The 13,176-nt window shown below is 36.6% G+C and carries 12 protein-coding genes and 1 tRNA gene; 2 read left to right on the top strand and 11 right to left on the bottom strand.

From position 1 onward, the window contains the following. Positions 1–161: 161 nt before the first annotated feature. The 4 genes from DEF52_RS06145 to rpmE form a co-directional block, all read right to left on the bottom strand. The gene (locus DEF52_RS06145; RefSeq protein WP_153296809.1) at positions 162–305 is read right to left on the bottom strand and encodes a hypothetical protein; all 144 of its coding nucleotides are present in this window, start codon (positions 303–305) and stop codon (positions 162–164) included. A 103-nt stretch (positions 306–408) separates the two neighbouring features. After that, positions 409–1,866 carry a hypothetical protein gene (locus DEF52_RS05085; RefSeq protein ID WP_151808041.1) on the bottom strand — a complete coding sequence of 486 codons (1,458 nt, stop codon included), beginning with the start codon at positions 1,864–1,866 and terminating at the stop codon, positions 409–411. An 82-nt stretch (positions 1,867–1,948) separates the two neighbouring features. Next, positions 1,949–2,743 (bottom strand): NAD kinase, encoded by a 795-nt coding sequence (locus DEF52_RS05080; RefSeq protein ID WP_151808040.1) that lies wholly within the window; start codon positions 2,741–2,743, stop codon positions 1,949–1,951. 38 nt (positions 2,744–2,781) lie between these two features. Continuing rightward, the gene (rpmE, locus tag DEF52_RS05075) at positions 2,782–2,985 is read right to left on the bottom strand and encodes a 50S ribosomal protein L31 (RefSeq protein WP_007548602.1); all 204 of its coding nucleotides are present in this window, start codon (positions 2,983–2,985) and stop codon (positions 2,782–2,784) included. A 128-nt stretch (positions 2,986–3,113) separates the two neighbouring features. Here rpmE and fabD point away from each other — a divergent pair, with 128 nt between their 5' ends. Further along, entirely contained in the window at positions 3,114–4,094 is a 981-nt protein-coding gene (gene fabD, locus DEF52_RS05070) for an ACP S-malonyltransferase (RefSeq protein WP_038199165.1), read from the top strand. 39 nt (positions 4,095–4,133) lie between these two features. Here the strand turns inward: fabD and gpmI are convergent, their stop codons facing one another. The 7 genes from gpmI to DEF52_RS05035 all read right to left on the bottom strand — a co-directional run bounded on the left by gpmI (position 4,134) and on the right by DEF52_RS05035 (position 10,148). Beyond that, a complete protein-coding gene (gene gpmI, locus DEF52_RS05065; protein ID WP_151808039.1) occupies positions 4,134–5,654 on the bottom strand; it encodes a 2,3-bisphosphoglycerate-independent phosphoglycerate mutase in 1,521 nt (506 codons plus the stop codon). 33 nt (positions 5,655–5,687) lie between these two features. Next, positions 5,688–5,759, bottom strand: a tRNA-Asn gene (locus DEF52_RS05060). Between the two features lie 750 nt (positions 5,760–6,509). Further along, positions 6,510–8,021 (bottom strand): bifunctional phosphoribosylaminoimidazolecarboxamide formyltransferase/IMP cyclohydrolase, encoded by a 1,512-nt coding sequence (purH, locus tag DEF52_RS05055; RefSeq protein WP_151808038.1) that lies wholly within the window; start codon positions 8,019–8,021, stop codon positions 6,510–6,512. Between the two features lie 80 nt (positions 8,022–8,101). After that, on the bottom strand, positions 8,102–9,001 hold the full coding sequence (gene fmt, locus DEF52_RS05050) for a methionyl-tRNA formyltransferase (protein WP_151808037.1): 900 nt from the start codon (positions 8,999–9,001) through the stop codon (positions 8,102–8,104). A 12-nt stretch (positions 9,002–9,013) separates the two neighbouring features. Beyond that, entirely contained in the window at positions 9,014–9,379 is a 366-nt protein-coding gene (gene rplT, locus DEF52_RS05045; protein ID WP_015589254.1) for a 50S ribosomal protein L20, read from the bottom strand. Positions 9,380–9,399: 20 nt separating this feature from the next. After that, positions 9,400–9,606, bottom strand: a complete 207-nt coding sequence (gene rpmI, locus DEF52_RS05040) for a 50S ribosomal protein L35 (RefSeq protein WP_007548610.1) — start codon at positions 9,604–9,606, stop codon at positions 9,400–9,402. Between the two features lie 98 nt (positions 9,607–9,704). Then, positions 9,705–10,148 carry a PAS domain-containing protein gene (locus DEF52_RS05035; RefSeq protein WP_010962890.1) on the bottom strand — a complete coding sequence of 148 codons (444 nt, stop codon included), beginning with the start codon at positions 10,146–10,148 and terminating at the stop codon, positions 9,705–9,707. Positions 10,149–10,313: 165 nt separating this feature from the next. Between DEF52_RS05035 and alaS the strand changes: the two genes are divergently transcribed. Beyond that, complete coding sequence (gene alaS, locus DEF52_RS05030; RefSeq protein WP_151808036.1) at positions 10,314–12,956, top strand: alanine--tRNA ligase; 2,643 nt, start codon at positions 10,314–10,316, stop codon at positions 12,954–12,956. Positions 12,957–13,176 lie beyond the last annotated feature (220 nt).

Here is a 13,176-nt window from a genome sequence, read left to right as displayed (position 1 = left end):
TCTGGTTCGTTTTTTACCATTCCTTCCTTAACTTAATGGCAGTGATACCTTGTCATCCCAGTGCTTGACACTGGGATCCAGCTTTCTTTATAAATTCACCAAAAGTGCTTCATTCTATAACGCAAAACCCATACTCACCAAATCCAATGCATTACTTGCAATTAAGTTTCCTGGATCCCAGTGTCTGGGCACTGGGATGACACCATCATAAAGGAATCAGTGTCAGCTACTTTCATGACACCATTCTTTTTCCTGGATCCAAGTAGTCGAGCTACTTGGATGACAGCTAGCCTGACAATCGTCATCCCGCTACGTGTTAGCGGGATCTAGAGATACCGCGAATGAATCGCGGTATGACGGTCTGCGGCGGGATGACGTAGGGTTGCACTAGCTATATCATGCATTTTATTAACCGACACTATAAACAATATCCTTACAATTATGAGATTGAACCACAACTTGCTCAAGCGTTAAGCTGCTGCGTTTAGCGTCTTTACCGTGGTTTTCCCCAAGAACATTTGTTCTTTCGTGTTTTATTTCTTCAATGAATTTCCCATTAACATCTTTAGGATCAATCTCTTCTTCAGAATATATAAGGTTAGTGCAATTTGTTTTTCTATAATAATGCACGCCAAGACATATAATTGATAATGCAAGTATACCAGAACCTATAAGTAATGATAATCCTATGTTATTAGTCAAAGGGTTTTGGTAAAATTTTTGTACACCATTAACACCATGTGTTGCAAGTAGCCCTAGAGGAAACGCTATATTTGCAGCAACTACACCAGTAAATAATGCAGTAAATATTGGTCTGTCGTTAATTACTGATTTTATTTTATTAGTTCTAGTAATTACTTTTTCGTCAATGTTAGTGAAGCCTTGTTTAGCTTCCCAAGCATTAAGTACAAAATTTGAATGAGTGCCATTGCTATATTCCAGTCTTACAGATTTTATAGCTTTATCTTTTGGCTGGTGCTCCAACACCTCAGCTAAAATTTTATCCGCATCTTTTTTTTGAATGGAATGTTCTTCAGTATCTATAAATTGCCTTGTTGCAAAAAATATTGGACCAATTGCAAGCAATGCAGCAAGTGCGATAACTGGTATAGTGATATATTTTGGGCTGTTTGTAAAAAATGCAATAAATTTTGCTTTATCTTGTAAATATAATAAAGCTGCAGATATACTGAGTATAATAGCACTTGCACCAAAAATTATAAAACCCTTCTGCTGCATGGCATACTTTGCTCTTGGCAAGAATCTGTTTGTTTTTTTATTTGTTGTGCTACCTATATCAGAATTTAGTGACAAAGACTCTTCAGAGTCATCTTTGCTTTTATACGATGGTAAAGTATTTGAAGACGCACCTAAATCATCTTTTGAGTTTTGACCACCTATTCCACTGTCTAAACTCTTTTTCGAAGATTTTGTATTTGGGTCTATAGCTGCATAAATATGTTCTTCTGATCCATTACCAGATAATCCTCCTAAACCTAAACTTGCTGTTTGTGATACCCAATCATGAGTCTCACCTTTTGTTTCTTCTAGGGAAGGAGGTAGTACTTCAGTACTAAGACCAAACAAATTTTTGTCTTCTTTGTCTTGTAAACCTGGAGCTTTTGGCAAAATCGGTGGTGCTCCATCACCATCTTTTTGTCGATTTACAGATGCATAAGTAGGATCCACTTCCTCATTATCTGACTCTCCAGGCGATGGTGGATTTATTTCTTCATCACTTTTTTTCGGAGTACTTGTCCTAAGTGCTGGTATTGGTAAAATTCCTGGTGTTATCTCGCCATCTTCACTTATTGATGTGGAAGAAATTAATGTTACTGTTTGTTCTTCATTTACTGGTCCAGGCATATTCACTCCAAAATTAATTACTATGCTGGTTAATTACGCTATAGTTATTAAGATCTAGTAAATACCAGTTTACGGATAATTATTAGTATAGAAATTGTCTATCAAAGATCCTTTCATTCAGAGGGTAATCTTTGTCAAAAAGCAGAGTGATTGTGTTCTCATGGTCTTTTTGTATTTTTATCTGTGATATATCATGAAATTCTTTATAATCTGATACTACAAGTGCTGGACGGTTTTTTGTGTCGTTAATGTCAATTTGTACGATTGTATCGTTTGATATTAACGCTCCATTCCAATGCCTTGGGTAATAGCTATTGATGGAGGTCAGTGCAAGTAAGTTTGAATTTAGCGGTAAAATTGGACCTCCGGCAGAGAAGTTATATGCAGTGCTGCCTGTGGGAGTAGACAATATTACTCCGTCCCCTCTAAATTTTTCTACTTTTAGCTTATCGTTGATAGTGATATTCATTTCTACTATTTGGTTTGCTTTTCTAAAAACATATACTTCGTTTACCGCTATATAGTGGTATTTCTTGCCACTTGTATCTGTTGCTTCCATTTTTAGCAAAGTTAACTGGGTTGAAGTTGCATGCTCTATATGATCAATTAAATCTTCACTGCGGCTAAAACATTCATTCATCAAAAACCCAACATTGCCAGTGTTTACTCCGTATACGTGTATGTTTTTGTTTTCTATAACGTAATTATGCAAGGTGCGCAGCATAAAGCCATCACCGCCAACAACTATAAGTAGATCAATTTCAGACTTATTTTCTTCTGTTATATTGATAAAATTAAGTTTCTGTAATAGTTTAGATACTTCCTGCGATTTTGGTGATGGAGAAGCAACATAGCCTATATTTTTGTATTTATGCATGCTTCAGTAAACTCTCTAAAACTTAAAGAGGAGGAGAATTAGAAAATGCTTCCATATTTATCGTTAAACTTAGCTAATTTGCTAGTTTTACTTGCTAACCCGCTTGTCAAACTTCCAGTCCATGCAGGGTGAGTAAGAGGATCTCTATCAAGTTTTACCCTATCTCCCTCCTTTCCATAAGTGGAACGAGTTTCAAACTCTTGACCGTCTGTCATAACTATAATAATTTTATGATAATTCATTGTTGTTTATAAACTTTTAGTCAGTTAATATTCTAGTGAACTTAATTCACTAAGTCAATCATTATTCTAAAATATTGACAAAAAATAAATAAAGTAGTATATTTAATAAGGAATAAATAATAACTATCATGATTTTTGCTTTCCCCGGTCAGGGCTCTCAGTTTGTAGGAATGGGAAAGAGCTTATATAGTGAGTTTTCTGTTGCAAGACAAGTATTTAATGAAGTAGATAGCATATTGGATGGAAAGCTGTCTCATTTAATCTTCAACGGTCCTATTGAAGAATTAACCATTACAGAAAACGCTCAGCCAGCTATAATGGCAGTATCAATTGCAATGCTACGTGTTATGGAGCATGTGTTTGGCAAATCTCTTTTCACTGATCACAATGTTAAATATGTTTGTGGGCATTCAGTTGGCGAATATACAGCGCTGTGTGCTGCAGGAGCGTTAACGCTTGAGTCTGCAATCAAGCTGCTGAAAGTTCGCAGCGAAGCAATGCATGAAGCTTCACTGAAATGTAAAGGCGGAATGGTTGCGTTGCTTGGAGCAGAGATAAATGAAGTGGAAGATATATTGAAATCAGTTCAAATTGACGGAATTTGTGAAATTGCAAACGATAACGGTGGCGGACAAGTGGTTATAAGTGGCACTAGAGAAGCTCTTGAAATGTTACCCGATTTATTCAAAAACTCGAGTGTGAGGAAACTAATTAAATTACAGGTTAGTGGGCCTTTTCATTCATCTCTTATGAAACCTGCTGATGAAAAAGTTTTGGAGTTTTTGAAGGGTATTAAAATAACCCGTCCTATAGTTCCTTTGATATCAAATGTTACAGCTAAAGAGGAGAGTGATCCCAAAGTTATAAAAACTTTACTCGCCAAGCAAGTTGTAAGCAGAGTGAAATGGAGAGAAATGGTTTTGTATATGTCAAGCCGTGGTATTAACAAATTTGTTGAAATTGGCCCTAATAAAGTTTTATCTAATTTGGTCAAAAGAATTGACCAATCTATCAGTACAAAAAATATAGATAGTATTGGTGATATTGACAGCTTCTTTAATGAATCATTAGTACTAACAGCGAAAAATTTAAAAGTTGGATTAAGTTAAAACACATCTATTTGATGTCATTCCGGTGCATAACGCTGCCTAGCTGGAATGACAGAGGGTAATGCAAGAAATCAACGAACTGCCTGTCATTTCGTTTGGTTTTTTAATTCCAAGTAGCTGTAAAATAGTAGGGGCAATGTCAGATAACCTTCCGTCTCTTAGTTTTAGATTATCGCAAGACACAATAAATGGCACTTTATTTAGAGTGTGTGCTGTATGAGGTGTATTATTTTCTTCATCGAACATACATTCCACATTACCATGGTCTGCAGTGACAATTAACGCGGTGTTGCTTGACTTTTTAACAGCACTCAGCACTTTTGCAAGACAATCATCTACAGCTAGCACAGCTTTCTCGGCTGCTTTTATATTACCTGTATGTCCTACCATATCAGGATTAGCGTAATTTACAACTATCAGTGCGAATTCTTGGGAGTGAATTTTTTCTACAAGCTTTTCTGTGAGCTCGAAGGCTGACATTTCGGGCTGCAAATCGTAAGTTTGAACTTTTGGTGAGGGAATGAGTATTCTTTCTTCACCAGAGAAAGGTTCTTCTTTTCCACAATTGAAAAAGAAAGTCACATGAGCGTATTTCTCGGTTTCGGCGATACGTAATTGTCGTAATTTATTGTCTTCTATTGTTTGTCCTAGAGTATCAGCGAAAGAAGTAGGAGGAAAAATATAAGGAATTTTGAGATCTTCTTTATACTTCATCATACTTAAAATTGAAGAGAATTTTGCTACCTTAGCGTAATCTGTTTTGCCAAGCAAAATACTTGCTAATTGTATCATTCGATCAGCACGAAAGTTAGCCAACAGCACTCCATCTTCTGGTTTTATACCTTGATAGTCACCTATTACTGCGGGCCTGATAAACTCATCAGTTATGTTATTTTGATAGTTATTCTCAATCAACGATACTGCATTATCATGACAAGGTGCCTTTGCAAGTGCGATAGCCTCATAAGCTTCAATTGTTCTCTCCCACCTATTATCACGGTCCATAGCATAATAACGCCCAGAAACAGTAGCAATTCTTATGTCATTATTTTTGATATTCTCTTCAAATTCTTGAATGCATTTTTTTCCTGAATTCGGCAATGTGTCTCTGCCATCTAAAAATGCATGTATCACCACTTTGATTCCATGCTGTGATATTTTATTTGCTAAAGTTGAAATATGCTTTTGATGCGAATGAACACCACCATCGGACACCAATCCCATTATATGGCATACTCCGTTCTTACTTTTTAGATTACTAATAAAACTTTGTAGATTTGCATTGTTTTCTATTGTTCCAATCTCTTGATTAATGCGCTGAAGGCTTTGCATTACTACTCTACCACTGCCAATATTCATATGGCCAACTTCTGAGTTACCTATTTGACCACCAGGTAACCCCACATCAGTTCCACAGGCGGATAAACTGCATTTTGGATAATTAGAGCTAATATATTGCCAACAGGGTGGATTTGCATTGCTAATAGCATTGTATTTACTGTTTTCTACTCCATTTCCCCAACCATCTAGTATACATAAAACGACTGATTTAATGCCCATATAAAATCAACACTAAAATTCAACAGAGAAGAGCTCCCCGGGCCGGATTCGAACCAGCGACCAATTGGTTAACAGCCAACTGCTCTACCACTGAGCTACCGAGGAATAAACCGTTTTTAATTTACCATGTTGAACGTTGGTTGTAAACGTTTTTTGTGTAGACTTTAAGTCCAACTGGTCACAGAAACGAAAAAACTTACTTGACAAACTCCACCAGCCCTCTTATTGTAGTATTAAGGGTATTTCTGACTCAAAACTTGTTTTTGATCCGCGCGGGTTCAATAACAAAAATTCAGTAAAAAACTTGGAGTATCTATTGGCGGATTACATAAAATTATAGCGGCTGCATGTCTTTTTAATTTTTTCTACATTCAGCCAAATCGCGCTTATTTTAAGCGTTAGCACATTATTACAGCGCCAATTTAAAGTATTAGAGGGTCAAAACTCGCACCACGGGGCTTCTTTGCCTTTTTTTTTATTTGGTAAATTTTTTAACGTTTGTGGCTAAGCGACAGCCGTCATCCCGCTGCTTGTTAGCGGGATCTCTTGTTAGCGGCTGAGATACCGCGAATGAATCGCGGTATGACGGTTCGCAGAGGCATGACGGTTCGTGGCAGCACGATAAGCTCGTCATCCCGCTACGTGTTAGCGGGATCTCTTGTTAGCGCCGCGGCGGTATATTTGTCATCCCGCTAGCGGGATCTAGAGATACCGCGAATGAATCGCGGTATGACGGTTTGTGGCGGTATGACGGTTCGCGGCAGCATGACGATGGTTTATACCTCGTCATTCCGCTACTTGTTAGCGGGATCTATGTTAAGAGATACCGCGGCGGTATGACGATAAGACACAAGCCTAATGGAAAAAATTGCGAACGCCAGTGAAAAACATAGCAATTTTATTTTCATTTGCAGCTTTTATCACATCTTGATCTTTCAGCGAGCCACCAGGCTGAATTATAGCTGTAATCCCATGTTTTGCGCTTTCTACTATGCTATCTGGAAATGGGAAAAATGCATCTGAAGCAAGCACCGCACCTTTACATTTTTCACCTGCTTTTTTCACTGCAATGTTAACACTATCTATTCTGCTTGTTTGTCCTGCACCGATGCCAATAGCACAACCATCTTTTGCTATAACTATTGCGTTGGATTTCACATGCTTACATATTTTCCAGGCAAAAATAAGATCTTTTTTTTCTTTTTCTGTTGTAGTGCATTCTGTTACTTGTTCTGCTTTTATCTTGTGATCATTATTTTCTTGCACCAAAAACCCACCAACAACATTTTTAATTTGGTATTTCACATTTTGTTGGAAAGATTTATGAATAATCACTCTTAAATTTTTCTTTCTTTGCAAAATTTTTAGTGCTTCATTGCTGACTGAAGGTGCTATCACTACTTCCAAAAATATCTCGTTTAATTTTTCTGCTAGCTTTAAATCTATCTCCCGATTTAAGGCAACTATGCCACCAAAACTGCTTACTTCATCGCACGATAGAGCTTTTTCATATGCCTCCAAAGCATTATTACCAATAGCAGCGCCACATGGGTTATTGTGCTTGATTATCACTGCTGCAGGCTCTTTAAACTCAGAAATTATGTTAAGTGCGGACTCTATATCTACTATATTATTATAACTCAACTCTTTTCCATGTAGTTTTTCCAACGGATATTCTGTAAATTGATTACTATAAAATGCAGCTTTTTGATGGGGATTTTCACCATACCTGAGTTCTTGTACTTTATGCCCGTATAGAGCAAAAAACTCTGGTAACTCATTATTTTTACTCTGGGATAAAAACCAACTGTGAATATTAGAATCATAGTGTGCAGTAAGAGCAAATGCTTTGGTTGCTAAGTGTTTTCTATATTCCAATGTTGTTTTATTGTTATTTTTTATCATCTCAGCTTTTAGTGCTTCGTAGTCTTGAATGCTAGAAATAACTGAAGTAAAACGAAAGTTTTTTGCTGCAGCTCTAATTAACGCCACTCCGCCGATATCAATTTGTTCTATAATTTGCTCTTCATTTGAGCCGCTACTTACTGTCTCCCAAAATGGGTATAGGTTAGTTATAAGCAGGTCTATTGGCTCAATACCTAGATCTTGCACTTCCTTTTTATGCTTTTCTCGATCATAAAGTATTCCTCCATGAATTTTAGGGTGTAAAGTTTTCACTCTACCACCCAGTATCTCTGGAAATTGTGTGTAATCTGAGACCTCTTGTGTTTTTATTCCTGCACTAGATAGCACTTTATAAGTATTGCCCGTTGAAAGAATTTCTATTTGTTGCTGCGTTAAAAACGATGCAAGATCAATTATATTCGTTTTATCGTATACTGATATTAAAGCTCTTTTTATTTTCATTTTTATATGGAAAGTTTTTTAAGATTATATCTAAGAAAAGGAAATTTAGCTATTACATTTCTACACTAATTTAAAGCAGTCTATTCTATAAATTTTTTTACCATGCTTGATTTCAAGCCACGAATAAAATCTTCAATACTGCAAGGATTTCTCCCTTCCATTTGTACAACTTTAGGAATTAAAGTGCCACCTTTTAAACTTATGTGCATATTATCGTTAACAATCTTACCTTGTTCTGAAGCGAGAGCTTCAAAGTCAGCATCAAGTATCCTGATACGTTTATTTTCTATCTTAATGAATGCTTTTGGGTAAAACGCTTTAACCTTTCTATAAGCAACTTCACAGGCATCACTTGCATAAATTTTATAGTCTTCCACTTTGTTAGCGTAACATGCATCATTATCGCTCTGCTCTATAGGAACCTGTTTTTCAATTTCATTTAACACCTCAAGCAGTAAATCACTGCCTAATTCAGACAATTTATCATGCAATGTCTTGTAGTTATCGTTCTTTTCGATAAGAAATTTTTCCTGTTTTAAAATAGGGCCAGAATCTAATCCTTCATCCAATTGCATAATGCTAACCCCGGTTTCTTGATCTCCTGCTAAAATTGTGTGCTGTATCGGGGCTGCACCACGCCACCTTGGTAGTAATGAAGGATGAATATTAATACAACCATATTTTGGAATATTCAAAATTTCTCTTGGAAGTATCAATCCATACGCAGCTACAACTGCAACGTCTGGTTTGAAATTTCTAAATTTTTCTTGCTCTGCCGAAAACTTTAGAGAGATAGGAGTACATACCTCTATGTTACTTTCTTCAGCGATAACATGTACTGAAGATTTCGTTGGCTTCTGTCCACGTCCTGAGGGTTTTGGAGCCTTGGTGTATACTGCTACTACTTCGCTCTTTGATTTCAGTAACAAGCTCAGAGAATTAACAGCAAATTCCGGTGATCCCATGAAAATAATTCTCATGGTGTCTTTGCTTTAAGAATTCTCTGCTAATTTACCACTTACAGCTTCTACTAATTTGGCAAAATCATCCTTATAATTAACGGCCATCTCAGCAAGAATCTTTCTATTTAAATCAATGCCGGCAAGTGTAAGACCATGCATAAACCTACCATAAGTAAGCCCATGCTCTCTTACTGCTGCATTAATACGTATTATCCATAAACCACGAAAATCACGTTTACGATTTCTTCTGTCTCTATAAGCATATTGCAGTGCTTTTTCAACTCTTTGTAATGCAATTCTATAACAACTTTTTGCGCGCCCTCTATAACCCTTTGCCAGTTTCAATATTTTTTTATGACGAGCGTGAGTAGTGACTCCACGTTTTACCCGAGCCATTTTATTTTACCTCCATTTTGTTAAATACCGTAAGGCATATGAAGCTTAACTATACGCGAGTCAGATTTACCAAGAATCGTTGTACCGCGCTGATTACGAATATTAGATTTACTTCTCTTTACCATGCCATGCCTTTTGCCTGACTGAGTAGAAATAACTTTACCCTTAGCTGTAAGGTGAAAGCGCTTTTTCACAGAAGATTTGGTTTTTAATTTTATTTTCTTCATATTCCAAATAAATTTACAAGCACTACTATTGAGTTCTTTAATAGTAATTAAGCATTAGTATAAATAATTTTATTAAAGAATCAAATTAAAATTGTATATTAAAGGAGTTTAAAAGTAATTACGCCCAATATGTGTGTTATACCTTCTTTATTCCCAAGTGGCAACAATACTTGCCTCATTTTAACACTTTCACTTTCTTCCTCTTCATTGATCGGGCATTTACTCTCTATTACAGTATCAAGTTTATCAATAACTGCATCTATTTTATATAGTCGCAAAAATGGTGCATCAATTGCATACTTATTATCAATGCGCGTCTTTTTCTCAAAACCATAGAATTCAACAGCCTTTTCTCCTGCATTTTCACAAATATAACCTTGATCCTTGACTTCAATGACAAAACAATGCTGCCATGATTCCATTATTTCTGCAGTGTCTATTTCATGCCTTTCTGGCCAATCTCTGTCTGATCCTTTTATGTCATTCCAGTGTTGAGTCACCACATTTGCTATTCTTTTTTCTTTGCCTACATAAATTTCCATTCCAATTTCCACATATAAAACACAGATATGAGGTAAATTTATCGTGAATATATTGATTTTTTCTTACCACAAGGTGCATGTCACTAGAAGTTCTGAGATCTAGAGAGTGGTATTGATTTTATTTCCATTACAACTTATTATTTATAGATAACCTCAATAAAAACGATGAAGCTAAACGAAATCAGAGAAAGATTTATAAAATTTTTTGTAAATAATGACCACGAGCAGGTTTCTTCTTCTCCTTTGATTCCAGAACATGACCCAACGCTCATGTTCACAAATGCTGGTATGGTGCAGTTTAAAAATATTTTTACTGGCGCTCAAAAAACTGAAATGAAACGTGCTGTCTCAAGTCAAAAGTGCCTAAGAGCAGGCGGTAAACACAATGATCTGGAAAATGTTGGCTATACAACTCGGCATCACACATTTTTTGAAATGCTCGGAAATTTTAGCTTCGGTGATTACTTTAAGGAAACTGCGATAGAATTTGCGTGGGAATTTATCACTAAAGAGTTATCTCTTGATAAAAACAGACTATCCATAACCGTTTACCATACTGATGATGAGGCGTACGAGATTTGGCGTAAGATAAGTGGCTTTTCAAGTGATAAAATCATAAGAATTACAACGGATGATAACTTTTGGAGTATGGGAAATACTGGTCCGTGCGGTCCATGTTCTGAAATTTTTTATGACCATGGGAGTCCTAATTTACAAGAGGGCGATAGAATTGTTGAAATCTGGAATCTGGTATTCATGGAGTTTAACAAAGATGAAGAAGGTAATTTACACAAATTGCCAAAAAAATGCATCGATACTGGAATGGGCCTTGAAAGAATAGCGGCTGTTATGCAAAACGTCCATGATAACTATGATATTGATCTATTTTCTGCTCTGATAAGTAAATCACAAGAGTACTGTGGAAGAACGGAAAATAAAATAGCGCATAAGATCATAGCAGATCATCTTCGCGCGGCTGCATTTCTCATCCCAGAAGGAGTGCTTCCTGGAAATGAGGGCAGGAATTACGTATTACGCAGATTAATTAGGAGAGCCGCGCGTTATATCCACCTGCTTGGATATAATGATTCCCTACTCCATCGCGTTTTTCCGGTGCTGATAGATAGCACGAGTTCGGCTTATATGGGGGATATTTATCCTGAATTGATCAGAGCTAAAAGCTTAATAGAAACGACGTTAAAATCAGAGGAAGAAAACTTTAAAGACACTTTGATGAAAGGCATTAATCTATTGGAAAAATTCACTGCAGATTTAAAACCAGGTGACACTCTGCCTGGAGAATTAGCGTTTAAGCTATATGATACTTATGGATTTCCTTTGGATATTACACTTGATATTTTAAAAGAGAGAAAAATAAATTTTGACCAGAAGGGTTTTGATGATGCAATGGGAGAACAAAAAGAGAGAGCACGTGCTAAATGGGCTGGATCTGGTGAAAAATCTGTTGAGCAAGTATGGTTTGATTTGATCAATAAATTTGGCAAAACAAAATTTGTTGGTTATGAGTTCAATGAAGTAAGTGATGCGAAAATACTAGCTATAGTTTCCTCTAAAAATGAAATAATTGATTCTGCAAAGGAGGGAGAGAAGATAACCATTATACTTGATAAAACACCTTTTTATGGCGAGTCAGGTGGACAAGTGGGAGATACTGGCAGTCTGATCAAACCTGGTAGAAGTATTATTATAGTTGAGAATACCAATAAGGTTAATGATCTATATTTGCACAGATGCATAGTTAAATCTGGCTCAATGTGTAAAGGTGACACAGTTACAGCAAGCATAGATAAGGAAAGAAGGCAAACCTTAAGGAGAAATCATTCAGCTACACACCTTTTGCACTTTGTATTAAGAAAAATCTTGGGTGATCATGTCACTCAAAAAGGTTCCCTAGTTGCACCGGATAAGTTACGATTTGACTTTAGTCATAACACTCAAGTTACTCAGGATCAGCTATTCTTAGTAGAAGATATGGTAAACTCTCTAATCAGAGAAAACCTTTCTACGTCTACAAAAATTCAGAGCATGAATCAGGCAATAGACGAAGGAGCTATGGCGTTATTCGGTGAAAAATATGGCAACCAAGTAAGAGTAGTGAAGATTGGAGATTCAAGGGAACTGTGTGGTGGCACACACGTTGAACATACTGGAGAAATTGGTTTGTTTAAGATAGTAACAGAGAGTTCTGTTGCTTTTGGAGTGAGGAGAATTGAAGCTTTAACTGGTCAGGAAGCAATCAATTATGTACGTGATAATGAAATTAACTTAAAAAAAGTTGCAGAATTCGTAAAAGCGCCAGTGAGTGAAATAACAAGCAGATTAAGTATTTTAAGTCAAGAACACAAAAAATCCGAAACCAAAATAAAAAACCTATATAAAAAGCTTGTGAGTGCAGAGAATATAAAAAGCACCGAAATAAATGGAATAAATTTTATAAGCCACACTTTCACTGATATTCCAGCAAATGTAATAAGAGAGTTTGTTTTGCAGCAACAAAAACCAAAAACGGTAATAGCTTTCACGGCAACAGAAAAAGATAAAACAGTCTTGATTATTAAAGTAAGTAAAGACTTAATCAATAAGATTAGCGCAAAAGAACTAATATCAATAGCAGTTGAAAAGAACTGTGGTGGAAATGCTGAACTTGCACAAACAGGCTGTGATAGCAATAAAATAGATGATGTCATTACAGCCATTTATAGCAAAATAACAGCTTCTAAGCACTCTACGTCATACCACCACGAACCGTCATACCGCCGCGGCGCTAACAAGCAGCGGGATACTTAACCATCGTCTACACCGTCATACCGCGATTCATTCGCGGTATCTCTTAGCCGCTAACAAGAGATCCCGCTAACAAGCAGCGGGATGACGAATTACTATGCCGCCGCGAACCGTCATACCGTTGCAAACCGTCATACCGCGATTCATTCGCGGTATCTCTTAGCATAGATCCCGCTAACAGGTAGCGGGATGACGGTTGTCAGGCTAGCTGTCATCCAAGTAG

Source organism: Wolbachia endosymbiont of Nasonia oneida, assembly GCF_009012935.1.
In the GTDB taxonomy this organism is placed as follows: Bacteria; Pseudomonadota; Alphaproteobacteria; order Rickettsiales; family Anaplasmataceae; genus Wolbachia; species Wolbachia pipientis.
Note: the sequence above shows the minus strand (reverse complement) of the source record. Positions and strands in the feature narration are given on the sequence as shown.

Bases quoted from the DNA above. Each gene is read 5' to 3' on its own strand.
- rplT (WP_015589254.1), bottom strand. From the start codon at position 9,379: ATGGCTCGGGTAAAACGTGGAGTCACTACTCACGCTCGTCATAAAAAA.
- alaS (WP_151808036.1), top strand. From the start codon at position 10,314: ATGAAGCTAAACGAAATCAGAGAAAGATTTATAAAATTTTTTGTAAAT.
- DEF52_RS05080 (WP_151808040.1), bottom strand. From the start codon at position 2,743: ATGCATAAATACAAAAATATAGGCTATGTTGCTTCTCCATCACCAAAA.
- rpmI (WP_007548610.1), bottom strand. From the start codon at position 9,606: ATGAAGAAAATAAAATTAAAAACCAAATCTTCTGTGAAAAAGCGCTTT.
- DEF52_RS05035 (WP_010962890.1), bottom strand. From the start codon at position 10,148: ATGGAAATTTATGTAGGCAAAGAAAAAAGAATAGCAAATGTGGTGACT.
- rpmE (WP_007548602.1), bottom strand. From the start codon at position 2,985: ATGAATTATCATAAAATTATTATAGTTATGACAGACGGTCAAGAGTTT.
- fmt (WP_151808037.1), bottom strand. From the start codon at position 9,001: ATGAGAATTATTTTCATGGGATCACCGGAATTTGCTGTTAATTCTCTG.
- fabD (WP_038199165.1), top strand. From the start codon at position 3,114: ATGATTTTTGCTTTCCCCGGTCAGGGCTCTCAGTTTGTAGGAATGGGA.
- DEF52_RS05085 (WP_151808041.1), bottom strand. From the start codon at position 1,866: ATGCCTGGACCAGTAAATGAAGAACAAACAGTAACATTAATTTCTTCC.
- DEF52_RS06145 (WP_153296809.1), bottom strand. From the start codon at position 305: ATGACGATTGTCAGGCTAGCTGTCATCCAAGTAGCTCGACTACTTGGA.
- gpmI (WP_151808039.1), bottom strand. From the start codon at position 5,654: ATGGGCATTAAATCAGTCGTTTTATGTATACTAGATGGTTGGGGAAAT.
- purH (WP_151808038.1), bottom strand. From the start codon at position 8,021: ATGAAAATAAAAAGAGCTTTAATATCAGTATACGATAAAACGAATATA.